We start from the raw sequence: 26,452 nt of genomic DNA, 5'->3' as shown, positions 1-26,452 counted from the left end.
GGAGCCGCCAGATGACTCATTTTGCGGCAATTGCACCGCCCTTTCTCAGCCATCTGCGCGCGTTTGAAGCCATCGCCTGTGAGCTGGCGCAGCGGGGCCACCGCGTCACCTTCGTTCAGCAGATCGATGTCGGCGCTCTGCTGACGCTGCCCGAGGCCGAGTTCATTGGTATTGGCGCTGACTCCCATCCGCCGGGCACCTTGGCTGCGGTGGTCCGTCGCGCAGCGCAACCGGGGCCGTTCGGCATCCGCCGGGTTATCGCCGACATGGCAGCCAGCACCGAGCTGTTCTGTCGCGAGGCGCCTGGCGTGCTGCGTTCGCTGCAGGTCGACGCCGTGCTGGCCGATCAGATGGAGCCGGCGGGAGCGCTGGTGGCCGAGCATCTCGGCCTGCCGTTCGTTTCCATCGCCTGCGCCTTGCCATTCAACCGCGAACCGCTGATGCCGTTGCCCGTGATGCCCTGGCGCTATCGGGCGACAGACTGGGGCGAGCAGCTCAACCTGCACAGCAGCCGTGTCTATGACCGCCTGATGCGCCCGCAGGCCGAGGTAATCGAGCGCTACTGCCAGGCGTTCGGTCTGGCGCCGCGTTCGACTCTGAGCGACTGCCTGTCGCCGCTGCTGCAGATCAGCCAGACGGTACCTGGCTTCGACTTTCCGCGCCGCCATCTTCCGGCGAATTTTCATGGCGTCGGGCCGCTGCGTCGCTCGCTGCAGGCGGATGCCGAGTGGAACCTGCCGTTCGACTCGGCGCGACCTTTCGTCTTCGCGTCTTTGGGCACCCTGCAGGGCCATCGCTACACCCTGCTGCGCAATATCGCCCGCGCCCGCAAGCCGCTCGGCGTACAGCTGTTGATTGCCCATTGCGGCGGGCTGAATGCCGCGCAAGCGGCGCAGCTGCGCGATGAGGGCGCGTATTGGGTCACCGACTTCGCGCCCCAGCGCGCGGCATTGGCCAGGGCCTCGGCGGTCATCACCCATGCCGGGCTGAATACCGTGCTCGATGCCCTGGAGGCCGGCGTGCCGATGCTGGCGCTGCCGATTGCCTTTGATCAGCCGGGTGTCGCCGCGCGTATCGAACATGCCGGCGTCGGCCTGCGCTTGCAGCCGCGACTGGCGAGCCCGGCGCGGATCAGTCGTGCGCTGGAGCAGCTGCTGAGCGATCCAGCGTTTCGCCGGCGCGGGGCGCAGCTGGGGAAGGAGGTGCGGCAGGCTGGCGGTGTCGGTCGCGCCGTCCAGCTGATCGAGACGGCGCTCGGGACAGATGGACAACGACCGGGGGTGGCCAGTGGCGCTTGATGCGGACCTGATTCTGGTTGGCGGCGGGCTGGCCAACGGCCTTTTGGCCCTGCGTCTGCGTCAGCAGCGGCCTGATCTGCGCCTGCTGGTGTTGGAGCAGGGCGACACCCTGGGTGGCAATCACACCTGGTCCTTTCATGAGCACGACCTGACGCCGGCTCAGCAGCGTTGGCTGGAGCCCATGGTAGGCAAGCGCTGGCCCGGCTATGAAGTGATCTTTCCCGAACTGCAGCGAAGGCTGGCCAGCGGTTACGCGAGCATCTTCTCGGAGCGCTTTCACCAGTACCTGATGCCTGAACTGAGTGACGGCGTGCGTTTGCGCACCACCGTTGCCAGCATGGCGCCACAAAGGGTGCGTCTGGCCTCGGGGGACATCCTGCAGGCCGGCGCCGTGATCGACGGTCGTGGCGTGCGCAGGACCGATCAGCTGGCCCTAGGCTTTCAGAAATTTCTCGGCCAGGAACTGCGCCTGCAACGGCCGCACGGCTTGCGTGAGCCGATCATCATGGACGCCAGCGTCGCGCAGCACGACGGCTATCGCTTCGTCTACGTGCTGCCGCTCAGCGCTGACACCCTGCTGATCGAAGACACCTACTACGCCGATGGCGATGCCGTGGCGCTCGATAAGCTGCGTGACAACATCGCCAGCTACGCCAGTACGCGCGGCTGGGCTATCGCCGACGTGTTGCGCGAGGAGCAGGGCGTACTGCCCATCGTGCTCTCCGGTGACCTGCCGGCATTCTGGGATGAGGCGCACGGCGTACCGCAGACTGGGTTGGCGGCGGCTTTGTTCCATCCCACCACCGGCTACTCGCTGCCCGACGCGGTACGTCTGGCCGATCACCTGATCGCGCTGGATCGCTGGGATGCCGCCGGCCTGTTCGAGGCGATCCGCGATTACTCGTTGGCGCAGTGGCGCCAGCGCGGCTTTTTCCGCCTGCTCAATCGCATGCTGTTCATGGCCGGTCCGGCGGATCGCCGCTGGGCGGTGATGCAGCGTTTCTATCGCCTGCGCGAACCGCTGATCCAGCGTTTCTACGCGGCCAATCTGACCACCCGCGACCGCTTGCGCATCGTCTCGGGCAAGCCTCCTGTTCCGCTCGGCGAAGCGCTGCGCGCCATCGCCGCCCATGATCTGCATCGCAAGGATTACCGATGAACCAAGCTAAACGAGCGGTGGTAATCGGCGCCGGCTTCGGCGGGCTGGCGCTGGCCATCCGTCTGCAGCGCGCCGGCATCCAGACCACCCTGCTGGAGAAGCGCGACAAGCCGGGCGGCCGCGCCTATGTCTATCACGACCAGGGTTTTACCTTCGATGCCGGTCCGACGGTGATCACCGATCCGCCGGCACTGGAAGAACTCTTCAGCGGCGCCGGCAAGCGCATGGCCGATTACGTCGAGCTGCTACCGGTCAGCCCCTTCTACCGGCTGTGCTGGGAGGACGGCTACAGTTTCGACTACGTCAACGACCAGGCCGAGTTGGACCGGCAGATCCACGCGCTCAACCCTCGTGACGTCGCCGGCTATCAGCGCTTTCTCGCCTATTCGCGGGCGGTGTACGAGGAGGGCTACGTCAAGCTCGGCACCGTGCCCTTCCTGTCGTTTCGCAGCATGATCGGCGTCGCGCCGCAGCTGGCCAAGCTGCAGGCCTGGCGCAACGTGTACAGCATGGTGGCCAAATTCGTGGAGAACGACCGGCTGCGCCAGGCGCTGTCCTTTCATTCCCTGCTGGTCGGCGGCAATCCGTTCGAGACCTCGTCGATCTACGCGCTGATCCATGCGCTGGAGCGCCAGGGTGGTGTCTGGTTTCCCCGCGGCGGCACCGGTGCGCTGGTGCAAGGCATGGTCCGGTTGTTCGAGGACCTGGGCGGCAAGCTGGAGCTGAACGCCGAGGTCGCGCGTATCGAACTGGCGGGTGGACGCGCGAAGGCCGTGATCACGGGTGATGGTCGTCGCTTCGACACCGATGCGGTGGCCTCCAACGCGGATGTGGTCAACACCTACAAGCAGCTGCTCGGCCATGAACAGCGAGGTCGCGATGAGGCCAAACGGCTCTCCGGCAAGCGTTTCTCAATGTCGCTGTTCGTCATCCATTTCGGCCTCAAGCGCCGCCATGAGCACCTGCAGCACCACACGGTCTGCTTCGGGCCACGTTACCGCGAGTTGATCAATGAGATCTTCAAGCGCGAAACCCTGGCTGACGATTTCTCCCTCTATCTGCACGCGCCCTGCGTGACCGACCCATCGCTGGCGCCGGAAGGCTGTGCCAGCCACTACGTGCTGGCGCCGGTGCCGCACCTGGGCACGGCGGATATCGACTGGGCAGAGGAGGGGCCGAAATACCGCGACCGCATCTTCGAGTACCTGGAGCGGCACTATATTCCCGGTCTGCGCGGCGATCTGGTCACGCACCGGATCTTCACGCCGCAGGATTTCCACGACGAGCTCAACGCTCATCTGGGTTCGGCGTTTTCGCTGGAGCCGATCCTTACCCAGAGCGCCTGGTTCCGCCCGCATAACCGTGATGACGTGATTCCCAACCTCTATATCGTCGGCGCCGGCACCCATCCGGGCGCGGGAGTTCCGGGCGTCGTAGGTTCGGCCAAGGCCACTGCCGGGCTGATGCTGGAGGACTTCTTATTGAAGGAGCAGGCCGGATGAACGACAAGGTCGTCGATCACTCGACCCAGGCGATCAACGTCGGCTCCAAGAGCTTCGCGGCGGCGGCAAAACTGTTCGACGAGCACACCCGCCAGGGTGCCGTGATGCTCTATGCCTGGTGCCGTCACTGTGATGACGTGATTGATGGGCAGACGCTGGGGCATGGTCAGCTCGCCGGCGATCGCAACAGCGGTGAGGCGCGCCTGGCCGAGCTGGTCGATCTCACTGAGCGCGCCTATGCCGGCGAGGCGATGAGCGATCCGGCCTTTGCTGCGTTTCAGCAAGTGGTTCAGCGGCACCAGATTCCCAAGCGATACCCGCTGGAGCATCTGGCCGGCTTTCGCATGGACGTGCAGGATTACCAGTACCGGACCCTCGACGACACCTTGCTCTACTGCTACCGGGTTGCCGGCGTGGTGGGGCTGATGATGGCGCGAGTGATGGGCGCCAAAGCGGAGCCGACGCTGGATCGCGCCTGTGATCTGGGCTTGGCCTTTCAGCTGACCAACATCGCCCGCGATATCGTCGAGGATGCGCAGATCGGGCGCGTCTACCTGCCGGCCGAGTGGCTGGCTGAAGCGGGCATTCCTGAAGATGAAGTCGCGCTGCCTGGGCATCGTGCCGCGTTGGCGACGCTGGCGGCGCGGCTGGTGGATCTGGCCGAACCCTACTATCAATCGGCATCTCAGGGCTTGCGGGACCTGCCGTTACGCTCGGCCTGGTCGATCGCCACGGCGCATGGCGTCTATCGGCAGATCGGCGTCGAGGTGAAAGCGCGCGGCGCAGCGGCCTGGGATGCGCGGGTGTCGACGAGCAAGGCACAGAAGCTGCAGTTCCTGCTGGGGGGGGGCGTGTTGGCGCTGGCCTCGCGGCGGATGCAGGTCAGGCCGCGTCCTGTCGATCTCTGGAGACGTCCTCGCTAGATGCGCTCTGGTGCTTGCGCAACGGCCCGTCGTGCAGCTCGCGCAGCTGGCGCTTGAGCACCGGCAGCGGCGGCGCGTAGAGGAAGCCGAAGGACACGCAGCGCTCCTTGCCTTCCACCGCATGGTGCATGCGGTGCGCCTGATACAGCCGCTTGAGATAACCGTTGCGCGGCACATAGCGCAGCGGCCAGCGATGATGGACCAGCCCGTCATGGGCGACGAAGTAGAGAAAGCCGTAGGCCGTCATGCCAGCGCCGATCCATTCCAGCGGGTGATAACCGGCCGTGCCGAGGGCGATCAGCAGGATCGCCACGCCAGCGAACACCACCGCATACAGGTCGTTCTTCTCGAACCAGCCGCTGCGTGGCTCGTGGTGCGACTTGTGCCAGCCCCAGCCCCAGCCGTGCATCACGTACTTGTGTGCCCACCAGGCAAAGACTTCCATGCCGGCCAGGGTGGCCAGGAAGACGAGCGTATTGGTCAGTGGGCTCATGGCGGCGTTCCGTGTGACGTGCGGTCGATTCTACGCTCCGTCACGGCGGCTCAGGGCTCGCCGCGACGGACTGCGTAATGACTCAGGCCCGCCAGCCGGCCGCAAGTTCACGGGTCAGCTGGCCGGCCGGGATCTCCCGGCAGCCGCTGACGTTCTGCCCGGCCCACAGCGGCGTGCAGTGATCCAGGCCCTGCTTCTCGGTCTGGGCGCGCAGCGCGCCGATGGCGTTACCCGCCAGCGGGAAGGGGGGCACGCCTTCGGGGAGCGGGCCCAGTTCGCGCATGATGCGGTTGACGATGCCGCGCGCCGGGCGCCCGCTGAACAGGGTGGTCAGCGCGGTATGCGCTGCTTGCGGGCTCTTCAGCGCGGCGCGATGCAGCGCATTGGTGCGGCTTTCCGGACACAACAGGTAGGCGGTGCCCAGTTGCACGCCAGCGGCACCGAGGTTCTGCGCCGCGGCCACGCCCCCGGTGTCGGCGATGCCGCCGGCAGCGACCACCGGCACATCCAGCGCGGCGACCAGTTGCGGCAGCAGCGCAAAGGTGCCGAGCTGGGTGGTCAGGTCCTCGCTGAGAAAGATGCCGCGGTGGCCGCCGGCTTCCAGGCCTTGGGCAATCACCAGGTCGACGTCGTGCTGTTGCAGCCAGAGGCCTTCGGCGACCGTTGTCGCGCTGGAGGCGATCTTCGCCCCGGTGGCGCGGGCGCGCTGCAACAGTTCGGCGTCTGGCAGGCCGAAGTGGAAGCTGACCAGCGCCGGCTTGTGCCGCTCCAGCACCTCTGCCATCGCCGCATCGAACGGTTGGCGGGTGGCGCCGGTGGGAATGCTTGCAAGGTCGATGTCGAATTCGGCGAACAACGGCGCCAGCATCCGGTGCCAGGCGTCAAAGGCCGTCGGGTCGGCGGCCGGTGTCTGGTGGCAGAAGAAATTGACGTTGTACGGTCGGTCGCTCAGCGCCTCGATGGCGGTCAGCTCGGCGTCCAGCGCCTCGGCGTTGAGCATGCCGGCCGGGATCGAGCCCAGCCCGCCGGCCTCGCAGACAGCCGCGGCCAGCAGATGATTCTGCGCACCGGCCATGGGCGCCTGGATGATCGGGTGCTCGATGCCGAAAAGATCGCGCAGGTCCATGAGGTCAGCTCCGTTCAGTCGTCGTGGGGCGCCACTGTAGCCCGTGTCGGTGGCCGGGGAAAACGACGCTGGTCATGCCGGACCTGCGCGGCGCAAGGCGGACGGGTAAACTGCGCGGCTCTCGAGGAGGATCAGATGAACTACCGCCACGCCTTCCATGCCGGCAACCACGCCGATGTGCTCAAACACCTGGTGTTGAGCCGGATCTTCGCCCTGCTGTCGCGCAAGGAGGCGCCCTTCGCCTACCTCGACAGCCATGCCGGCGTCGGCCTCTACGACCTGGCCGGCGACCAGGCCAGCCGCACCGGCGAGTGGCTGCAGGGCATCGCCCGCATCTGGCAGGCCGAGGCGCTCCCGACGCTGCTCGATGACTACCTCGGCGTGATCCGCCAGCTCAACCCGGACGGGGCGCTGCGCTATTACCCCGGCTCGCCGGAGCTGGCGCGACAACTGACCCGCGAGCAGGATCGTCTGCAGCTCAACGAAAAGCATCCCGAGGACGGCGCGCTGCTCAAGGACAACATGGCCGGCGACCGCCGCGTGGCCGTGCACCGCGGTGAGGGCTGGCATGTGCCGCGGGCCTTGATGCCGACGCAGGAAAAGCGCGTGGTACTGCTGATCGATCCACCGTTCGAACAGGCCGACGAGCTGAGCCGCTGTGTGACGGCGCTGAAGGAAGCGCTCGGCCGTATGCGCCAGACCATCGGCGTGATCTGGTATCCGATCAAGGACGAGCGCCAGCTCAAGCGCTTCTATCAGGACTTGGCGCGCAGCGGGGCGCCCAAGTTGCTGCGTGCCGAACTGTTCGTTCACCCCGCCGACGATGCCAGCCGCCTGAGCGGTTCGGGCCTGGCCATCGTCAACCCGCCGTGGGGGCTGGAGGAAGAGCTGCGCGAGTTGTTGCCCTGGCTGGCCGAGCAGCTGGCGCAGAGCCAGGGCAGCTGGCGGCTGGACTGGTTGATTGAAGAGGCCTGAAGAGGACCTTCGCCCGTGTAGGCATTGGCCGGCTCGGTGGGCTTCAGCCGGCCAAAACCGGCTCGCCACTAGAACAGCCTGAGCGGCTCTTCCTGCAACGCCGACATCTGCTCGCGCAGGATCAGCACCTGGTCACCCCAGTAGCGCTCGCTGCCAAACCAGGGAAAGCTCATCGGAAAGGCCGGATCGTCCCAGCGGCGGGCGAGCCAGGCGCTGTAGTGCATCAGCCGCAGCGCGCGCAACGCCTCGATCAGCGGCAGCTCGCGCGGGGCGAAATCATGGAATTCGTTGTAGCCGTCCACCAGTTCGGCCAGCTGACCAAGACGTTCATGGCGCTCGCCGGCGAGCATCATCCACAGGTCCTGCACCGATGGGCCCATGCGGCAATCATCGAGATCGACCAGATGAAAGGCATCGTCGCGGGCAAGGATGTTGCCCGGATGGCAATCGCCATGCAGGCGGATCGGGGTGAAGTCCGTGCTGGCGAAGACATCCTCGACCCGTGTGAGCAGATCGCGCGCCACCGACTCATAGGCCGGCAGCAGGCTTTTGGGCACGAAGCCGCCTTCCAGCAGGGTATTCAGCGAGGCATGACCGAAGTTCTGCACGCCCAGGGTTTCTCGGTGCTTGAACGGGCGGTTGGTGCCCACCGCATGCATGCGCCCCAACAATTGGCCGAGGCGATAGAGCTGGTCGAGGTTGCCCGGTTCCGGCGCGCGGCCGCCACGGCGAGGGAAGAGGGCGAAGCGGAAGCCGGCATGCTCGAACAGCGTCGAGCCGTCACGTTCCAGCGGCGCCACCACCGGCACCTCGTGCTCGACCAGTTCCAGGCTGAACTGGTGCTCCTCGAGAATCGCCTCGTTGCTCCAGCGACCGGGACGGTAGAACTTGGCGATCAGTGGTGTTTCGTCTTCGATGCCCACCTGATAGACGCGGTTCTCGTAGCTGTTGAGCGCCAGCACGCGGGCATCGCTGAGATAACCGATGCTTTCCACAGCGTCGAGGACCAGGTCCGGCGTGAGTGTATCGAAGGGATGAGACATGACCGGCTCCGCAGAATAGACCGATCAGTGTATTGCACCGGGGCTTTTAAACAACCGCGCGTCCGCCGCTATCAGTCGCCTGGCTTGGGCGTGCGTGCCAGGCAGTAGACATCCACTCGCACCGCACCCGCACGCTTGAGCAGTCGCGCCAGCGCCTCGGCGGTCGCACCGGTGGTCAGCACGTCGTCGATCAGCGCCAGATGGCGGCCCTTGATGTCGGTACCCGGCGCCAGGCAAAACGCCTGGCGCAGATTTCGCCGTCGCGTGGCGGCGTCCAGTTGCTGCTGCGGGGGCGTATCGACGACGCGTTCCAGCAGATGCTCGTCGACCGGCAGTGTCAGCGCGCCGCCCAGCCACTGGGCCAGCATCTGCGCCTGATTGAAGCCGCGTTGGCGCAGGCGTCGGCGGGCCAGCGGCACCGGCACGAGAAGATCAGGCTGCGGCAGCCCGTCGGTGAAGGCGTGCTGCAGATGCAGCCCCAGCCGCTCGCCAAGCAATCGCCCAAACGGCCAGCGCGCCTGATGCTTGAAACGGGTGATCAGCGCATCCACGGGAAAGGCGAAGCGCCAGGGCACCTCGACGTGGTCATAGCTTGGCGGCCTTTTCTGGCATTCGCCGCAGACCAGCCCGTGTGTAGGCAGTGGCACGGCACAGGTTGCACACCGGCCATCGAGCCAGGGCAGTTCGGCTTCGCAAGGGCCGCACAGTGGGTGACCGTCGCAAGGTTCATCGCACAGCAGGCAGTTTTGTATATTAATTGACCAGTTGTAAACCATGATTCCTTTCCTGGTTGACAGCGTATCGAGCTTGGCTAAACATTCCGCATCCGTGCCAGGCCGCCGAGCCGCTATTAATTACAAGGAATGCCCATGAGCGCCACCTCCGCCTCCATTACGCGTCATGATTGGACCCTCGCCGAGGTCAAGGCGCTCTTCGAGCAACCCTTCAACGATCTGCTGTTCCAGGCGCAGACCGTGCACCGCCAGCACTTCGACGCCAACCGCGTGCAGGTCTCCACGCTGCTCTCGATCAAGACCGGCGCCTGCCCGGAAGACTGCAAGTACTGCCCGCAGTCCGGGCACTACAACACCGGCCTCGATAAAGAGAAGCTGATGGAAGTGCAGAAGGTGCTGGAGGCTGCGGCCGAAGCCAAGGCCATCGGCTCGACGCGTTTCTGCATGGGCGCCGCCTGGAAGCACCCATCGGCCAAGGACATGCCCTACGTGCTGAAGATGGTCGAAGGGGTCAAGGCGATGGGCCTGGAAACCTGCATGACCCTCGGCAAGCTCGATCAGGAGCAGACCAAGGCGCTGGCGGCGGCGGGGCTGGACTACTACAACCACAACCTCGACACCTCGCCGGAGTACTACGGCAACATCATCACCACCCGCACCTATGGCGAGCGTCTGGAAACGCTGAGCTACGTGCGCGAGGCGGGGATGAAGATCTGCTCCGGCGGCATTCTCGGCATGGGCGAGTCGCTGGACGACCGCGCCGGCCTGCTGATCCAGCTGGCCAACCTCCCGGAGCACCCGGAATCGGTGCCGATCAATATGCTGGTCAAGGTCAAGGGCACGCCGTTGGCCGACGAACAGGACGTCGATCCGTTCGACTTCATCCGCATGCTCGCCGTGGCGCGGATCATGATGCCGAAATCCCATGTGCGACTATCCGCCGGTCGCGAGCAGATGAACGAGCAGATGCAGGCCCTGGCGTTCCTCGCCGGTGCCAACTCGATCTTCTACGGCGAGAAGCTGCTGACCACCGCCAACCCGCAGGCGGACAAGGACATGCAGTTGTTCGCGCGCCTGGGTATCAAGCCGGAAGAGCGCCACGAGCACGCCGACGAAGTGCATCAGGCCGCCATCGAGCAAGCACTGATCGAGCAGCGCGATTCCAAACTGTTCTACAACGCTGCTTCGGCCTGACCGGCTCGTCGTGGATGGATGAAGCGTCAGCTGCGCGTTCATCCTTCGCGGCCAGCCCAAGCCATTCGTAGGGTGGGTAACCCGCCTGTGGTTTTCCATCCTCTGTCGGTGCACCCATGAGCTTCGATCTGTCCGCCCGTCTCGCCGAGCGCCGCGCTGCCCATCTCTATCGCCAGCGCCCATTGCTGCAGACGCCACAGCAGCCGGAGGCAACGGTTGATGGCGAGCGCCTGCTGGCGTTCTGTTCCAATGACTATCTGGGCCTGGCCAATCACCCCGAGGTGGTCGCAGCCATGCAGCAGGGCGCCGCGATATGGGGCGTCGGTGGCGGGGCTTCGCATCTGGTGATCGGCCACAGCACCCCTCATCACCAGCTCGAAGAAGCGCTTGCCGAATTCACTGGGCGACCACGGGCGTTGCTGTTTTCCACTGGCTATATGGCAAATCTGGCCGCGGTGACCGCGTTGATAGGGCAGGGCGATACGGTGCTGGAAGATCGTCTCAATCACGCCTCCCTGCTCGATGCCGGCCTGCTCTCCGGCGCACGCTTCTCGCGCTACCTGCACAACGACGCCGAGAGTCTCGCCAAGCGTCTGGACAAGGCCAGCGGCAATACCCTGGTGGTGACCGATGGCGTATTCAGCATGGACGGTGATCTCGCCGACCTGCCGGCGATCTGCACCACGGCGAAGCAGCGCGGCGCCTGGGTGATGGTCGACGATGCCCATGGCTTCGGTCCGCTGGGCGCAACGGGCGGCGGCATAGTCGAGCATTTCGGCCAGGGCATCGATGATGTCCCGGTACTGGTCGGCACCCTCGGCAAGGCCTTCGGCACCGCAGGCGCATTCGTCGCCGGCAGCGAGGAGCTGATCGAAACGCTGATCCAGTTCGCCCGGCCCTACATCTACACCACCAGCCAGCCGCCGGCGGTAGCCTGTGCCACACTCAAAAGTCTGGAGCTGTTGCGCAGCGAGGGCTGGCGCCGAGAGCATCTGAACCGGCTGGTCGCGCGTTTCCGCGAGGGCGCGCAGCAGATCGGACTGACGCTGATGGACAGCCCGACGCCGATCCAGCCGGTGCTGGTGGGCAGCAGTGAACGGGCGTTAAGGCTGTCGGCATTGCTGCGCGAACGCGGCATCCTGGTCGGCGCCATTCGCCCGCCGACCGTTCCGGCCGGTAGTGCCCGGCTACGAATCACCTTCACCGCGAGCCACAGCGATGCGCAACTGGAGCGCTTGCTGGAGACGCTGGCCGAGTGCTGGGCTCTGTTGCCCAAGGAGGAGGACGATGCGTGATCGACTGATTCTTCTGCCAGGCTGGGCGTTCAGCTCGGCTGCGCTGGAGCCGCTGGCCGAGTTGCTGCGCGACCGCGAACCGCGACTGCAGGTCGACATCGCCCCTTTGCCGACCATGGAGCAACCGGAGGCCTGGCTTCACGAGCTGGACGCACGGCTGCCGAACGACAGCTGGCTTGCCGGCTGGTCACTGGGGGGCATGCTGGCGACCCAGCTGGCAGCGCTGCGTGGCGACAATTGCCCCGGGTTGATTACGCTGTGCAGCAACCCCTGTTTTCGCAGTCGTCACGACTGGCCGACGGCGATGCCTGCGGAAGTGTTCGATGCGTTCGAAGCGGCGTTCCAGCTGGGGCCAGAGGACACACTAAAGCGCTTCAGCCTGCTGTGCAGTCGCAGTGCCTACGATCCGCGCACGCTGGCGCGGCAACTGCAGGTTAGCCTGCTCGAGCAGCCGCAGGCGGTGTCGGCCGCGGGTCTGCGCCTGCTCGCCGAGCTGGACGGCCGCGAGGCGCTGCAAGGTTATGTGGGGCCACAGCTGCATCTGTTCGCCGATGGTGATGCGCTGGTGCCGGCGTCAGCGGCAGATGCGCTGCTGGCCTGTCTGCCGGATGTAGAAGTCGATGTGCTGGCCAATGCCAGCCACGGCCTGCCGCTGGAGCGTGCCGACGACGTGGCGACGGCAATGCTGGCGTTTATGGGTGATGGCGAGGATGACTGAAGCATCGCTCAGCGAGCGTCCGCCGGCGCAGTTGCCTGATAAGCGCCAAGTCGCGGCATCGTTTTCCCGTGCTGCGGGCAGTTACGACAGCGTCGCCGCACTGCAGCGACAGGTCGGCAATCAATTGCTGGCCCGACTGCCCTCCACTCGGCAACCCGGCCGCTGGCTCGATCTTGGCAGCGGCACCGGCTACTTCTCCCGCGTCCTGGCTGCGGCCTTTCCGGAGGCCGATGGCCTGGCACTGGATATCGCCGAGGGCATGCTGCGCCATGCACGGCCGCAGGGCGGCGCACGGCATTTCGTCACCGGTGACGCCGAGCGGCTGCCGCTGCGTGATGGCACTGTCGACCTGATCTATTCGAGCCTGGCACTGCAGTGGTGCGAGGATTTTGACAGCGTGCTGAGCGAAGTGCGGCGGGTGCTGCGTCCGGGCGGCATCTTTGCCTTCACCAGTCTGTGCAGCGGTACCCTGCAGGAGCTGCGGGACAGCTGGCAGGCGGTGGACGGCTTCGCTCACGTCAACCGCTTCCGCTCGCGGGAGGCCTACCAGACGCTGTGTAGGGGCTGCGGTCTGGGATTGGCGAGTCTCGAAGTGCGCCCGGAAGTGCTGCATTTCCCCGATCTGCGCCAGCTGACCCATGAGCTCAAGGCGCTGGGTGCGCACAACCTGAATCCGGGTCGCCCGGATGGACTGACCGGGCGTGCACGCATCCGCGCGCTGGTCGAGGCCTACGAAGGGTTCCGCCGTCCCGAGGGGCTTCCGGCGACCTATCAGGTGATCTACGGCATTCTGCACAAGGAGCCATGATGCATCGCGCTTTCTTCATTGCCGGCACCGATACCGATGTTGGCAAGACCACTATCGCCGCGGGCCTGCTGCATGCAGCGCGCCTGGCGGGGTTGTCCACCGCGGCGGTGAAGCCGGTCGCCTCAGGCTGCGAAAGGACCGAGCAGGGTTTACGTAACAGCGATGCGCTGGCTCTGCTGGCCGAGTGCAGCCTTGCGCTGGACTATGCGACGGTCAACCCGTTCGCGTTCGAGCCGGCCATTGCCCCGCACATAGCTGCCCGCGAAGCGGGTGTCGAACTGACCGCCGCTCGTCTGATCGAGGCCGTGCAACCGGTAATGGCCCGGCAGGCCGGCGTCACTCTGGTCGAGGGCGCGGGAGGCTGGCGAGTCCCGCTGAATGCGCGTGAGTATCTGTCGGCATTGCCCGCGGCGCTGGGTTTACCGGTCATTCTCGTAGTAGGGGTGCGCTTGGGTTGTATCAACCATGCGCTGCTCAGTGCCGAAGCGATCGCCCGCGACGGGCTGGCGCTGGCTGGCTGGGTGGCGAATATCATCGACCCTGCCACATCGCGGCTGGATGACAACCTCGCCACGCTCGCTGAGCTGCTACCGGCACCCTGCCTTGGCCAGGTGCCTCGCCTCGCTGCGCCAACGGCGCGTCAGGTCGCGCGCTACCTGACGTTGCCCGCGTTGCAGCCGGTGTGAGCGGACGCGCATTGCGGCGACTCGCGCCTTGCGGTACGTGTCGGCATCTGCTTGAATGCTGGCAACCTGATAGCGCGTGGAGTCACCATGCAAATCACCAATAACCTTCTGGGCGCGGGCCTCAGTGCCTACCAGGGTGGTCAGCAGCGCGTCGAGCAGGCCGCTTCTTCCATCGCCTCCGCCAACGCGCCAGTGCTGGGCAACTCCCAGGCGGTCACCGAAATCACCGAGCAGCTGATCCAGTTGAAGGTCGGTGAACACAGTGCCAAGGCAGGTGCCCGTATGATCCAGAGCGCTGACGAAGTCCTCGGCACGCTGATCGATACCCAGGCCTGATCGCGTACTCCGGCGCTCATCGATTCTCCTTGCTGATTCGAGTCGTCATTCATGCGCTCGGCCAGCTTCGCTTTTCTCCTTCCAGCATCTTCGTTCCCGCCAGCCAGCTCGGCAGGTGCCGGGCTGGCTGCGTCTTTGCAACATCAGATTTCCTATTCACGAATTTCGCCAGGCTGCCCTTCGCTCGACCTGAATTTGGCTGATTCAGCCGACAAGTGGCGCCCTGTTCTGCGCTTGACATCGCTCAGGTCGAAACGTATGTTTCAAACGCCTGTTTGACCCTTCGGGCTGGTAGTCCGACGGTCGAAATCGAATTCAGATGGCTGGGTCGCCCGGTCAGCTTGTTACAAGAACTCACCGCTGAGGTTTACGCTATGCCCGACTACAAGGCCCCCTTGCGCGATATCCGTTTCGTACGTGACGAGCTGCTCGGCTACGAAGCGCACTATCAGAGCCTTCCGGGATGTGAAGACGCCACCCCGGACATGGTCAACGCGATTCTCGATGAGGGCGCGAAGTTCTGTGAGCAGGTACTCGCTCCGCTGAATCGCGTCGGCGACATCGAAGGCTGCACCTGGAGCGAGTCGGGCGTGAAGACGCCGACCGGTTTCAAGGAAGCTTACGAGCAGTACGTGGCAGGTGGCTGGCCGAGTCTGGCCCATGACGTCGACCACGGCGGTCAGGGTCTGCCCGAGTCCCTCGGTCTGGCGATCAGCGAAATGATCGGTCAGGCCAACTGGTCCTGGGGCATGTACCCGGGCTTGTCTCATGGCTGTATGAACACCATCGCTACCCACGGTACCGACGATCAGAAGCACACCTATCTGAGCAAGCTTGTGTCCGGCCAGTGGACCGGCACCATGTGCCTGACCGAGCCGCACTGCGGTACCGATTTGGGCATGTTGCGCACCAAGGCGGAGCCCCAGGCCGACGGCAGCTACAAGCTGAACGGCACCAAGATCTTCATCTCCTCCGGTGAACACGACATGGCCGAGAATATCGTCCATATCGTTCTGGCTCGCCTGCCCGATGCTCCGGCTGGCACCAAGGGCATCTCCCTGTTCATCGTGCCCAAGTTCCTGCCCAACGCCGAAGGCGAGAAGGGCGAGCGCAACGGTGTGAACTGCGGATCGCTTGAACACAAGATGGGCATCCACGGCAACGCGACCTGCGTCATGAACTTCGACGGCGCCACCGGTTTTCTGATCGGTCCGCCGAACAAGGGCCTGAACGCGATGTTCACCTTCATGAACACCGCACGTCTGGGTACCGCGCTGCAGGGTCTGGCACATGCCGAGATCGGTTTCCAGGGCGGCGTCAAGTACGCTCGTGAGCGCCTGCAGATGCGTGCGCTGAGCGGCCCCAAGGCGCCGGAAAAGCCAGCAGACCCGATCATCGTGCATCCGGACGTGCGTCGCATGCTGTTGACCATGAAGGCGTTCGCCGAGGGCAACCGCGCGATGGTCTACTTCACCGCCAAGCAGGTCGACATCGTCAAGAACAGCCAGGATGAAGAGCAGAAGAAGCAGGCCGACACGCTGCTGGCCTTCCTCACGCCGATCGCCAAGGCGTTCATGACCGAGGTGGGCTTCGAAGCGGCCAACCATGGCGTGCAGATCTACGGCGGTCACGGCTTCATCGCCGAGTGGGGCATGGAGCAGAACGTGCGTGACGCGCGTATCTCCATGCTGTACGAGGGCACCACCGGTATTCAGGCGCTGGACCTGCTGGGCCGCAAGGTGCTGATGACCCAGGGTGAGGCGCTGAAGTCCTTCACCAAGATCGTGCACAAGTTCTGCCAGAACCAGGAAGCCAACGAAGCCATCAAGGAATTCGTCACCCCCCTGAATCAGCTGAACAAGGAGTGGGGCGAGCTGACCATGAAGATCGGCATGGCCGCGATGAAGGACCGCGAAATGGTCGGTGCGGCGTCGGTCGATTACTGCATGTATTCCGGCTACGCCTGCCTCGCCTATTTCTGGGCTGACATGGCGCGGGTTGCTGCCGAGAAGCTGGCTGAAGGCACCTCTGATGAGGCGTTCTACAAGGCGAAGCTGCAGACTGCGCGGTTCTACTTCCAGCGCATCCTGCCGCGTACCCGCATGCATGTCGACGCCATGCTGTCCGGTGCCGACAACCTGATGCAGATGGCTGAGGAAGACTTCGCTCTCGGTTACTGACGGGTTGAGGTTGTAAAGGAAAGCCGCTGCTTTGCAGCGGCTTTTTTGTGCCCGATCCAGACGTTGTACTGCTTTTGCCGCATCTTCGCCGGTATTTCGGCTGCACAACTGGGAGCAAGAAGGCAAAATGCTAGCTTTTCTCGGCAGCATGCCGGAGTTGCCGTGTCGCGTACCGTCCCGCCTCGCTTCAGCCATTTTCTCGCGCCATTGGCCCTGTTGCTCGGCGGAGAGGTCATCGCGCGTCAGGTTTCGCTGAACGAGTTCTTCACGTCGCTCTATAACGTCCTGCCGACCGTACTGCTGTTGCTCGGCGGTGCGCTTTGCATGATGTACGGCCGCATCCGCGAGCTGTTTCTGCTGCTCTGCGTCTATCTTGCCTATTTCCTCCTCGATATCCACGCCGACCACTACCGGGCACATGGCACTCTGCTGGACGATGCTGCACTGACCTTTCATCTCTGCAGCTTGCTGCTGCCGCTGCTTTACGGCCTGTATGGCGTGTGGCGAGAGCGCAGTCACCTGGCGCAGGACGGCCTGGCCCGTGCCGCCGTGCTGTTTGCCGTCGGCGTCGTCGCCGTGGCGCTGGCAAAGCGGTTTCCGGAAGCGTTACATGCCTGGCTGGTGGTGATTCGCTGGCCCGCGCTCAAGGCCGACTGGCTACCGCTCATCCAGCTGGCGTATCCGGTGTTCCTCGTGGCGTTGGTGTTGCTGATCGTCCAGTACCTTCGCCAGCCGCGACCCTCCCATGCGGCGCAGATCATCGCGCTGCTCGGCATTCTGCTGATGCTGCCGCAGACGTTCAGCCGCTATGCCGCCCTCAACATTCTGAGCAGCCATGTACTGCTGATGCTGGTGACGGCAATCGCTCATGAGGCTTATCTCATGGCCTTTCGTGACGAGCTGACCGGCCTGCCTGGGCGTCGCGCTCTGAATGAGCGACTGCAGCGCCTGGGGCGGCAGTATGTGCTGGCGATGGCTGATGTGGACCACTTCAAGCGCTTCAACGATACCTATGGTCACGACGTCGGTGATCAGGTGCTGAAGATGGTTGCCAGCCGCCTGCGCAAGATCGGCGGCGGTGGGCGCGCCTATCGTTATGGCGGTGAGGAATTCACTCTGGTATTTCCTGGGCACAGTATCGAGGAGTGCCTGCCGCACCTCGAGGCGGTACGCCAGTCGGTGGAGGCTTATGCCCTGCAGCTGCGTGACGCAGACAATCGGCCGAAGGATGATCGTCGCGGCCGTATGGCCCGGGGAGCGGCGTCGGCGAACCAGGTCGCGGTGACCATCAGCATCGGAGTGGCGGAGCGACAAGGCGAGCAGCGCAGTCCGGAAGAGGTGATCAAGGCCGCCGACCAAGCGCTGTACAGTGCAAAAAAAGCAGGAAGAAACTGTTTGCGAGTGCATGGCAGTGGCCGCGGCGCGGTGCGCATGGCCGAGCATTCGCGTTAGGGTTGCATCGGTATTGATAGTGACTGATCAAAACTATCTGGTCATAAAAAGACGCTTAATCCTGTCCTGGTTATTCGGTTAGACTCGCTGGAAACGGCCCATAGTGGTCGCAACCCAGTGTCTTGCGAGGAACCTTGCCATGGCTGACTACCAAGCGCCGCTGCGCGACATGCGTTTTGTCCTGAATGAAGTCTTCGACGCGCCGAAACTCTGGCAGTCGCTGCCAGCGCTGGCCGAGGTGGTCGATGCCGAGACGGCCGATGCAATTCTCGAGGAAGCTGGCAAGATCACCGCCAACAGCATCGCGCCGCTCAACCGCAGCGGTGACGAAGAAGGCTGCCGCTGGGACGCCGGGGCGGTTTCTACGCCCGCCGGCTACCGCGAGGCCTACCAGCTGTATGCCGAAGGCGGCTGGGTGGGGGTCGGTGGTGATCCGGCATTCGGTGGCATGGGGATGCCCAAGGTCATCTCGGCTCAGGTTGAGGAGATGATGAACTCCGCCAGTCTGGCCTTCGGCCTCTATCCGATGCTGACGTCCGGCGCCTGCCTGTCGATCTACGCCCACGCCAGCGAGGAGCTTAAGCAGAAGTACCTGCCGAACATGTATGCCGGTGTCTGGTCCGGCTCCATGTGTCTGACCGAACCTCATGCCGGTACCGACCTCGGCATCATCCGCACCAAGGCCGAGCCGCAGGCAGACGGCTCCTACAAGATCAGCGGCACCAAGATATTCATCACCGGCGGCGAGCATGACCTGACCGAGAACATCATCCACCTGGTGCTGGCCAAGCTGCCGGATGCGCCAGCTGGCTCCCGCGGCATCTCGTTGTTCCTGGTGCCGAAGGTGATGGTCAACGAGGACGGCACCCTGGGTGAGCGCAACTCGCTGTCCTGCGGTTCCATCGAGCACAAGATGGGTATCCAGGCCTCGGCGACCTGCGTGATGAACTTCGACGGTGCCACCGGCTGGATGGTCGGCGAGCCGAACAAGGGCCTCGCAGCGATGTTCACCATGATGAACTACGAGCGTCTGGGCGTCGGTATTCAGGGCCTGTCGACTGGCGAGCGCTCCTATCAGAGCGCTATCGAGTATGCCCGCGAGCGTATCCAGAGCCGCGCACCGACCGGACCGATTGCGCAGGACAAGGCAGCCGATCCGATCATCGTGCATCCGGATGTGCGCCGCATGCTGCTGACCATGAAGGCGCTGAACGAGGGTGGTCGCGCGTTCTCCAGTTATGTCGCGCTGCAGCTCGATATCGCCAAGTTCAGTGACGACGACGAGGCGCGGCTGCGAGCTGAGGCGCAGGTGGCGCTGCTGACACCGGTAGCCAAGGCCTTCCTAACTGACATGGGGCTGGAAACCACGGTACATGGCCAGCAGATTTTCGGCGGCCATGGCTTCATCCGCGAGTGGGGCCAGGAGCAGCTGGTGCGTGACTGCCGCATTACCCAGATATACGAGGGCACCAACGGCATTCAAGCGCTGGACCTGGTTGGGCGCAAGATCGTCGGCAGTGGTGGCACCATGTATCAGGCCTTCGTCGATGAAATTCGTGCATTCATCGCTGATGCCGGTCCGGAGCTGGCGGAGTTCGCCGAGCCCCTCAAGGCTGCCATGGACAATCTGGATGAGCTGACCGCCTGGGTAATCGATCAGGCCAAGGTGAATCCGAACGAAATCGGCGCCGCCTCGGTGGAGTACCTGCACGTGTTCGGCTACACCGCTTATGCGTACATGTGGGCACGCATGGCGGTAGCGGCATTCGCCAAACAGGATGAAGGCGACTTCTACCAGAGCAAGCTGGGAACCGCGCGTTTCTACTTTGCTCGCCTGTTGCCGCGAATTCATTCGCTGAGCGCTTCGGTCAAGGCCGGAAGCGAGTCACTGTACTTGCTCGACGCTGCTCAATTCTGAGATGCCGCGGCTTAATCTAAAGGCAATATGAAATTATTTGGCCATGACGCGGAACGATTAAGCCGCCCTTCAGGTCATAAAAACCGCACCATGTAAGCCTGGACTTACAGCACTGCATCAAGGATGACGCGATGTAGGAAAAGGCTTACAAGGCGTGATGCACAATGGCTACTACAGGCTCACAAGGTCTGACGGTAATCTACTGCTTAAGGACGTGGCGCATGGAAAGCGCAAATCAATAAAAAGGATCACACAGGGAGCGGCGCCAGGATGGCGCGCGATCATGGATGTCAGGATTCAGTCTGCAGAGCCCCGCTTCGGCGGGGTTTTTCTTTTCTGCTTAGTTCTTATGCCAGTAGTCAGCCATTCAAGCGGCCTTGCGACCGCTTAGGCTTAGGCCGATGTCCCGGCATCAACTCGGCAGGCACACACCGGTGCCGCCCAACCCGCAATATCCCCCAGGATTCTTTGCCAGATACTGCTGGTGGTAGGCCTCTGCGTAGAAGAACGGCGGCGCGTCGTCGATCTCGGTGGTGATGGCCGGAAAACCCGCTGCGCTCAGTTGCTGCTGGAAACGTTCACGACTCGTCTCCGCCTCGCTGCGCTGCTGTGCATCCATGCAATAGATCGCCGAACGATACTGGCTGCCGACATCATTACCCTGCCGCATTCCCTGTTAGTATGACTTGGCCTGGCAGCTATCTATGTAAACTGATATCACCGCCAGCCTAGCTTCTACGAATGGTCTGAGAAGATCCTTTCTCGAAATATGCAGCCCAGCAACCATGAGTGTTGCAGATTAGCTATTTCGCGATACCGAGGCGTATTCGGCGTTTCCGCAAAGTTCCGAAGTTTTGTTTCTTAAAAAATTGAGTAACTGGATTTAGCCGTTCCGGGCTTATCTTTGTTTTGTACTGACTTTGCGACAGGTCACAGAGGAGAGTACATGGTTCTGATTGTCAATGTTGACTTTCGCAGTAGTCACGATTCGAGGCTATCACAGCTCTCACATAAAATTCCGCAGTTTTTCAATGATTCAGCTGAACCATATAGCGAGGCAAACGCCTACATGCGGTTTTTGTCCCGCCGATTAATGCCGAAAAGTATGAAAACTATCGCGGAACATATTAAAGAGTTTTTGGTTTGGTCGGAAAACTCCGGAATTGAACTTATAGATGTTACGGATGATGTCTTTGACAGCTACGTAGATGCGCTCTGTGGTTATCGAAAGGCATCTGGAGTGCCGCTTAGCTGGAATACTGTAAATGCAAGAGCGACAGGTGCTTATCGCTATCTTGTATGGTGTTATGAGAAAAAGTTATGTCCCGATTTGAATCCAATTGAGGTCGCTAGCTCATACGGCGGGTTGCGGAAAAAATATAACACCAAAGGACATCACTCAAGAGAAATAAAAGATCATACAAAATTTCTTATCTTGGAAACTGCTGTTAAGTTCATTGATACCCTTTCCGAGGTTTCGGGGGTCGCTAATTCAGAAGTAAGGCTAAGGAATAAGTTGATTGGAGCGTTTATGCTTCAGTCGGGACTTAGGATATCTGAAGTAGTAGGGTTTCCTTTAAAAGATCTGCCCGAGGTTAATCTAAGAGGGCACTCGACTCCAGCGAGAGTTATCGGCAAGGGGGGGAAAGCAAGACTGGTTTTGATACCCAATAAGCTGCTTGTTAAGTTTTGGCAGTACGTAGATTTTGACAGGCAAAGAGTTGTAGAAAAAATAGAATCGATCGCTGGAAATGATGTTGTAGATGATGTGCTCTTCTTAAGTGAAAAAGGTCGAAGGTTGACAGCTAACTGGATAGAAAAGTTGTTTACCAGGGCAAGTGAGAGGCTTGGGGTTAAGACCGTACCTCATGTGTTAAGACATACATATGGTACTTACCATTACCTTTTGAATAAAGATCTGGCGGGGTTGGCCAATTTAATGGGGCACTCCAATGAGAACACGACTCGGAATTTCTATGTCCATACGGCTTTACTGATTTCCTACGCTGGGACATATAGAGCTCTACAGGATGAGATTGATAGATTGATAGGGGCTGCTAATGGATGAAAACAGGTCTAGCTCTCTTTATTTCCTTACTGTGGCTGAGGAACGTGCTGAAACAGAGCTTAAATTCACTGCGGAATGTAAGAACACGGCGAAAATATATGCATATGACTTAAGTGACAAGCCATACTCTGATTCATTTCGGGATGTGCTCGGAGTAGTGGTGTGGGCTATTTACAGGCGAAGAAATATGATGGGGCATTTAAGTCGGTTGGCGATTATCGAGATACTTCCAAGGTTCTTTAAATTTCTTGAAAGTGTTCTGATCTATAGAGCAGAGCAGCTCTCAGGGGATACGCTGCGATACTTTGCGGAATGGCTAAAAAAGGATAAAAGTTTAAGCTATTCAACTGCGGCCTCTATGTATCGAAAAATTTCACCCGTATTTTTGCAAATGAGTAGCCATTATAAGGTTAGCGATAGTTTTATTCCCGTTCGTAATGCCTTTCCCAAGTCAAGCTCGCTTGTCTCGTCCTGTATTGGATATGATCAGGAAGAGTTGAAAGGTATTCTCAATGCGGCTGTGCGTGGGATGCGTGAAAGCGCGTCTAAGTTTGAGAAGACGTATCAGCCTAAATGGATTGGAATAGCTCCGCCATTAGAAGATGTGGCTCCTATTGGTCCGTCTGGCAGTAGGTCATATTGGGCCAGTGAAGAATATAGAATCTGGTGGTGGGAGAATAATTGTGGATGTATGAGGCTTAATAGCAATGCACTTTACAAGCTGCCAAAAGGGCAGGCTTTTTTTCAGTCTACGGCACTGGATGGTAAAAATGGCAGTGTCAAGTATTTGAGCGAGTTTTATGACCGCATAGGTGCTGGCCCTGATTATAAACCAAAGTATTTGGGGTTGCCTTGTCCTATCAATTACCGTACGCCATGGAAAAAGAAAGATTATCTTGTCTGGTACTGGGAAAACAAATTAGGTTGCAGAGCTCTATCTGGCAGTGAATTGAAGAAAATTGCGCCAGAGTTCTGGGGGGCTTTGAAAGAATATTTTGGGGGAAGGATAAAGGATTTTTACAAGGAGTTGGGTGTATATCGCTGGGTTCAAGCAGAGGACCTGATTCCATATTACTTGTTGCTCTTGATTAGAACGCAGTTGAATCCATTTACTGTCCAGCGCCTGACAATAGACTGCCTAGTTCCTGACCCGTTGAATGATGGTCGTGTCATGATTAACTGGAAAAAGTATCGGTCTTTTAAGAAAGGAATGACCATTCCTACTGATAAAGGCAACGATAGCTGGCCTGCGATGATAATTAAACGGGTGAGTGCTATTACCGAGTCTATTAGGGAAGACGGCCAAGATGAGTTGTGGATTGCAAACGCCAATCGTTTCAAAGTTAGCCAGCCTCTAGGTAGCTCCGCATTTAAAAGGGCTCTTCAAGCTTTTTCACGAAAACATGCATTAACAAGCAGTGATGGTAAACCTTTATCTATTCAGGCGCGACTGATTCGTCCAGCAATGGCTTGGAGTGAATACTTAAGGACTGAAGATATGAACTATCTTCAGGCGTTATTAGGACATGCTAGGCTTTCAACAACTGCTGATTATTTGAGGCGGTTAGATGATCCAATCTTTCTGACCCGACGAGCAGTTCATCAGGATGCAGTTTTTGTTCGACTTTCCTCTGCTGAGGATGGCTCTTTGATTAGCGAGTCTCTGGAAGCAAGTGAGAGTACTCAAGGAATGCACGAGGCTCTTTTAAATCACTGCAGGGATCCGATGAAATCTCCTGTTTCTGGGCAAAAAACTGGGTCCTTATGTAGCGCTAGTAATGAGGTGTGTTTGGGGTGTCAGAATTTAATAATAACCTTTCTTGATATAAAGAAGTACTTCTGCTTCATTGCCTTTCATGATTATCTTTTGCAGGTTGGAGATATAACTGATTTGGAGCACAGGAAGGCTACTTCTGAGAAGCGATTCATTTGGGAGAATTATATACTTGTAAAATATGACTCAGGCGTTATTGAGAGGATAAGGTCTGAGGCTCTGAGTTTTCCAATCCCGGAGTGGGATATTTCCTTGTATGAGGAGAGAAAGCATGGTTGATCGTTTAGGCTCTCCTCTATATTTATTTACGAGAGATATTGTCCAAGAGTTGAATAATGAGCTGGGCTTTTACACTAATCTCAAGGGCGTGTCGGAGGCGGTTAGAGCGAAAATTAAGATATCGACATTGTCATTTTATAAAGATAATGTTTGGGATTTTTCTGCTGAGTATCCAAGTTTACGCTCAAGGGCCGTTGTTCTTAAGTTCAGCCAGATTCATTTTGAGGATGGTAGCGATATAACCATGCCGGGTTATGAGTGTTATTTGAGTTCGGTTAAGGAGTATTGTTATTCATTGTTGGTTGATCCTCCCTCTACATATCCCAAGTGGTCAACTATTTGCGTTGCAATGACAAAGGGGGTCAGAAGTCTTTTAAGGTTCATGAGAGAAGCGGGGATCGACAGATTTTCTGATGTTATCGATCTTGATTTTCAGGCGTTTCAGGATTGGGTGGCTGAGTCCGCAAATAAAGCTGGAGGATTGATTACGGATAGGACGCTTAAGTCAAGAATTTATGGGCTCTCGTGGCTCTATGAGCAATCTGGAAAGCTTACTGACGGATTGTGTACTTGGCCTTTTGGAGATAGTCGCAGTGAAACGGAATGGGCTAAGGATCGTGCGCAGAAAAAACTACCTAGAAAATATCAGACTACACCAGAGATGCCGGACTCGGTTGCGAAGAAGCTAATTCAATGTGCGATAGATGATTTATCTATTGCTGGCAAATTGGAGGAAATAAGGGCGAAGCGTAAGGAATATAAGTCTGGAAGAGCAACTTCTAGAAAGCTGCTGCCCACTGGTGAGTATAAGCATTCTGTGGAGGTGATTAATCCATTTCCTTGGGATAGATATGGTATTTCTTCTTGGCATCAAGTAAAGACATTGGAGTCAAGGCTCCTTGTGGCTGGTTATATTTTGATAGCGATGTTTTCAGGTATGCGGTTCCATGAAATGGCCCATATTAAGGTTGGTCGTGCTAATAATTGGAGTGTGCGACCGGTTAGCGTTGATGGTGGGGTTAAATATTTTTATTTCTTGATGTCGAAAACGAATAAATTGCAGCATGATGCTACTAGCTACCTCTGGCAAACGATTCCTTACGTCGAGCGTGTTTTGGAGGCGCTTGAACAAGGCTTGGCTCATCGTTATAAGAGAGGAAATTCTTTTCTTTTCTCGGGCTACCTAAACACCGGTGAAAGGATCTCACTTTCTACCATAAATGGCGCCTTAAAAAAATATGCTGAATATCATTGTGTGGAATTTGATGGGGAGGTGTGGCCGGTTGCGACACATCAGTTTAGAAAGAAGTTCTCACGACTTATGATTAGGAGTGGTCTTGGTTTGGTTGAGCTTCAAGATCAATTGAAGCACTTTGATATTGAGATGACGAAGAATTACGGTGACTTAAATCTCTACTCTGAATTGCAGCAGGAGAAATTTACCCTGTCTAGAGAGAAGTACGACGAAATTATGCTGACTCAGGCCCCTATTATTGGCGGTGGTGCTGATGAGGTTGAGGGGTATAGGAAGGCTTTTATGGGTATGTCTGCCGATGATAGAGAGCGGCTCTTGGATAATCTATCCAAGAAAGCGCTTATTGAGCAAATGGATGATGGCTTGTGTATGTTTAGAGCCAAAAAGGCGCTTTGTGGGGGAGATAGTGCAAACTGTCGTCCAGCGGATTGTAATAATTCTATTATTCCCGCTGAAGGTATGAGGCGAACCTTGACCTGGCGTAAGAGCGAGAATCAAAGAATGAGAGACTTCTTTTCTGGTCAGCCACTAAAGGTGGCCCATTTAGATGACAGGATCTCTGAAATTGATAAATTGCTCAGTCAAATGGATGGCTTAAATTGTGAATAATAAAAAACCTCGTGGCAGTTTGGTAGGCCTCAAGGAAAATCGAGAGGCCCTGAAGGTAAAAAATACTGAAGCAATGTTGAAGGTTGTTGAGAAACTGGGGAAGGAAAAACCAGATGCGCTATGGTCTTACAAGGACGTTTGGTCTGGTGCGGGCTTGAAAAGTAATGTTGCCCTCAATAGTCCATGGAATTCTCATGTTCGTGATGCAATCGACGCTCATAACTCTAGTATTCGAGAAGCATCAGAGCTTGAGGTGTTCGCTTCAACGCAACAAAAGACGCTGAGGGTAATAAATGGAGAATTGAGGAAACAGGTTGAAGTCATGCGAAAAGAAAGAGATCAAGCCTTGTCGAAGATTGCTATTTATGAGGCTGAAACTGACTTCTATAAAAGAAAATGTGAGGGGCTTTTGAGGGTGAATGAGCGCCTAAGGAGTAGCCCCGGCGGTTTAAGTGTCGTTTAGTCAATTGGCGTTATTAAGACGTCTCTGTTTTCGCTATGGATGGTCTGAAGTAGTTGTGTATTTCTGGCTGACTTCAGCCCCTGCCGATTTTAAAAGCGGCAAATCGATCAAAAACGCTCAGATCACCCGCTTATTTCTGTGTTTTTAGCCGCCGCGAGCACCTC

Annotated in this window: 22 protein-coding genes and 1 pseudogene; 18 read left to right on the top strand and 5 right to left on the bottom strand. The window is 59.4% G+C overall.

Translation table 11 applies throughout. From position 1 onward, the window contains the following. Nucleotides 1-11 precede the first annotated feature (11 nt). From CXK91_RS15005 to CXK91_RS14990, 4 genes are read left to right on the top strand one after another with little or no spacing between them, the layout of a single operon-like run. Complete coding sequence (locus CXK91_RS15005; protein WP_103456923.1) at nt 12-1,298, top strand: glycosyltransferase; 1,287 nt, start codon at nt 12-14, stop codon at nt 1,296-1,298. Next, nucleotides 1,288-2,457 (top strand): lycopene beta-cyclase CrtY, encoded by a 1,170-nt coding sequence (gene crtY, locus CXK91_RS15000; protein ID WP_103457173.1) that lies wholly within the window; start codon nt 1,288-1,290, stop codon nt 2,455-2,457. Before CXK91_RS15005 ends, crtY begins: the two co-directional genes overlap by 11 nt. Further along, nucleotides 2,454-3,959: a phytoene desaturase gene (locus tag CXK91_RS14995; protein ID WP_103456922.1), complete on the top strand. Its 1,506-nt coding sequence runs from the start codon at nt 2,454-2,456 to the stop codon at nt 3,957-3,959. The genes crtY and CXK91_RS14995 overlap by 4 nt, the downstream gene beginning before the upstream one ends. Then, nucleotides 3,956-4,882, top strand: coding sequence for a phytoene/squalene synthase family protein (locus tag CXK91_RS14990; protein WP_103456921.1), 927 nt, complete (start codon nt 3,956-3,958; stop codon nt 4,880-4,882). The genes CXK91_RS14995 and CXK91_RS14990 overlap by 4 nt, the downstream gene beginning before the upstream one ends. Here the strand turns inward: CXK91_RS14990 and CXK91_RS14985 are convergent. Beyond that, on the bottom strand, nt 4,842-5,375 hold the full coding sequence (locus tag CXK91_RS14985) for a sterol desaturase family protein (RefSeq protein ID WP_044313872.1): 534 nt from the start codon (nt 5,373-5,375) through the stop codon (nt 4,842-4,844). The two genes, CXK91_RS14990 and CXK91_RS14985, sit on opposite strands and share 41 nt — an antisense overlap. Nucleotides 5,376-5,457: 82 nt before the next feature. After that, nucleotides 5,458-6,501, bottom strand: a complete 1,044-nt coding sequence (locus CXK91_RS14980; protein ID WP_103456920.1) for an NAD(P)H-dependent flavin oxidoreductase — start codon at nt 6,499-6,501, stop codon at nt 5,458-5,460. Between the two features lie 135 nt (nt 6,502-6,636). Here CXK91_RS14980 and CXK91_RS14975 point away from each other — a divergent pair, with 135 nt between their 5' ends. Continuing rightward, nucleotides 6,637-7,476 carry a 23S rRNA (adenine(2030)-N(6))-methyltransferase RlmJ gene (locus tag CXK91_RS14975; protein ID WP_103456919.1) on the top strand — a complete coding sequence of 280 codons (840 nt, stop codon included), beginning with the start codon at nt 6,637-6,639 and terminating at the stop codon, nt 7,474-7,476. A gap of 68 nt (nt 7,477-7,544) precedes the next feature. On the opposite strand, the gene CXK91_RS14970 is transcribed toward CXK91_RS14975, so the two are convergent. Both CXK91_RS14970 and CXK91_RS14965 read right to left on the bottom strand, forming a co-directional pair. Further along, entirely contained in the window at nt 7,545-8,519 is a 975-nt protein-coding gene (locus CXK91_RS14970) for a serine/threonine protein kinase (protein WP_103456918.1), read from the bottom strand. A gap of 71 nt (nt 8,520-8,590) precedes the next feature. After that, nucleotides 8,591-9,295 carry a ComF family protein gene (locus CXK91_RS14965; RefSeq protein WP_103456917.1) on the bottom strand — a complete coding sequence of 235 codons (705 nt, stop codon included), beginning with the start codon at nt 9,293-9,295 and terminating at the stop codon, nt 8,591-8,593. A 93-nt stretch (nt 9,296-9,388) separates the two neighbouring features. Here CXK91_RS14965 and bioB point away from each other — a divergent pair, with 93 nt between their 5' ends. The 9 genes from bioB to CXK91_RS14920 all read left to right on the top strand — a co-directional run bounded on the left by bioB (nt 9,389) and on the right by CXK91_RS14920 (nt 19,840). Further along, nucleotides 9,389-10,447, top strand: coding sequence for a biotin synthase BioB (gene bioB / locus CXK91_RS14960; protein WP_103456916.1), 1,059 nt, complete (start codon nt 9,389-9,391; stop codon nt 10,445-10,447). A gap of 116 nt (nt 10,448-10,563) precedes the next feature. Then, nucleotides 10,564-11,742: an 8-amino-7-oxononanoate synthase gene (bioF, locus tag CXK91_RS14955; protein ID WP_103456915.1), complete on the top strand. Its 1,179-nt coding sequence runs from the start codon at nt 10,564-10,566 to the stop codon at nt 11,740-11,742. Continuing rightward, on the top strand, nt 11,735-12,460 hold the full coding sequence (locus CXK91_RS14950; protein ID WP_103456914.1) for an alpha/beta fold hydrolase: 726 nt from the start codon (nt 11,735-11,737) through the stop codon (nt 12,458-12,460). Before bioF ends, CXK91_RS14950 begins: the two co-directional genes overlap by 8 nt. Continuing rightward, entirely contained in the window at nt 12,453-13,268 is an 816-nt protein-coding gene (gene bioC / locus CXK91_RS14945) for a malonyl-ACP O-methyltransferase BioC (protein WP_103456913.1), read from the top strand. Before CXK91_RS14950 ends, bioC begins: the two co-directional genes overlap by 8 nt. Then, complete coding sequence (gene bioD / locus CXK91_RS14940; protein WP_046617610.1) at nt 13,268-13,954, top strand: dethiobiotin synthase; 687 nt, start codon at nt 13,268-13,270, stop codon at nt 13,952-13,954. Before bioC ends, bioD begins: the two co-directional genes overlap by 1 nt. An 87-nt stretch (nt 13,955-14,041) precedes the next feature. Beyond that, nucleotides 14,042-14,290 carry a hypothetical protein gene (locus CXK91_RS14935; RefSeq protein ID WP_014818868.1) on the top strand — a complete coding sequence of 83 codons (249 nt, stop codon included), beginning with the start codon at nt 14,042-14,044 and terminating at the stop codon, nt 14,288-14,290. 374 nt (nt 14,291-14,664) lie between these two features. Beyond that, nucleotides 14,665-16,470, top strand: coding sequence for a phenylacyl-CoA dehydrogenase (locus tag CXK91_RS14930; protein ID WP_103456912.1), 1,806 nt, complete (start codon nt 14,665-14,667; stop codon nt 16,468-16,470). A 162-nt stretch (nt 16,471-16,632) separates the two neighbouring features. Then, complete coding sequence (locus CXK91_RS14925; RefSeq protein WP_103456911.1) at nt 16,633-17,922, top strand: GGDEF domain-containing protein; 1,290 nt, start codon at nt 16,633-16,635, stop codon at nt 17,920-17,922. Between the two features lie 139 nt (nt 17,923-18,061). Then, nucleotides 18,062-19,840, top strand: coding sequence for an acyl-CoA dehydrogenase C-terminal domain-containing protein (locus CXK91_RS14920; protein WP_046617612.1), 1,779 nt, complete (start codon nt 18,062-18,064; stop codon nt 19,838-19,840). Between the two features lie 412 nt (nt 19,841-20,252). On the opposite strand, the pseudogene CXK91_RS14915 reads toward CXK91_RS14920, so the two are convergent. Continuing rightward, nucleotides 20,253-20,516: pseudogene (locus CXK91_RS14915) on the bottom strand (peptide-methionine (S)-S-oxide reductase); the annotation flags it as partial. A gap of 270 nt (nt 20,517-20,786) precedes the next feature. Between CXK91_RS14915 and CXK91_RS14910 the strand changes: the two are divergent. From CXK91_RS14910 to CXK91_RS14895, 4 genes are read left to right on the top strand one after another with little or no spacing between them, the layout of a single operon-like run. After that, complete coding sequence (locus tag CXK91_RS14910; RefSeq protein WP_003246636.1) at nt 20,787-21,908, top strand: tyrosine-type recombinase/integrase; 1,122 nt, start codon at nt 20,787-20,789, stop codon at nt 21,906-21,908. Then, on the top strand, nt 21,901-23,961 hold the full coding sequence (locus CXK91_RS22745; RefSeq protein ID WP_015275424.1) for a hypothetical protein: 2,061 nt from the start codon (nt 21,901-21,903) through the stop codon (nt 23,959-23,961). The genes CXK91_RS14910 and CXK91_RS22745 overlap by 8 nt, the downstream gene beginning before the upstream one ends. After that, a complete protein-coding gene (locus CXK91_RS14900; protein WP_023118217.1) occupies nt 23,954-25,825 on the top strand; it encodes a tyrosine-type recombinase/integrase in 1,872 nt (623 codons plus the stop codon). Before CXK91_RS22745 ends, CXK91_RS14900 begins: the two co-directional genes overlap by 8 nt. Next, a complete protein-coding gene (locus CXK91_RS14895) occupies nt 25,818-26,288 on the top strand; it encodes a hypothetical protein (protein WP_256055789.1) in 471 nt (156 codons plus the stop codon). Before CXK91_RS14900 ends, CXK91_RS14895 begins: the two co-directional genes overlap by 8 nt. The last annotated feature ends 164 nt before the right edge of the window (nt 26,289-26,452 follow it).

The sequence above is a fragment of the Stutzerimonas stutzeri genome (genome assembly GCF_002909485.1).
In the GTDB taxonomy this organism is placed as follows: domain Bacteria; phylum Pseudomonadota; class Gammaproteobacteria; order Pseudomonadales; family Pseudomonadaceae; genus Stutzerimonas; species Stutzerimonas stutzeri_AH.
Note: the sequence above shows the minus strand (reverse complement) of the source record. Positions and strands in the feature narration are given on the sequence as shown.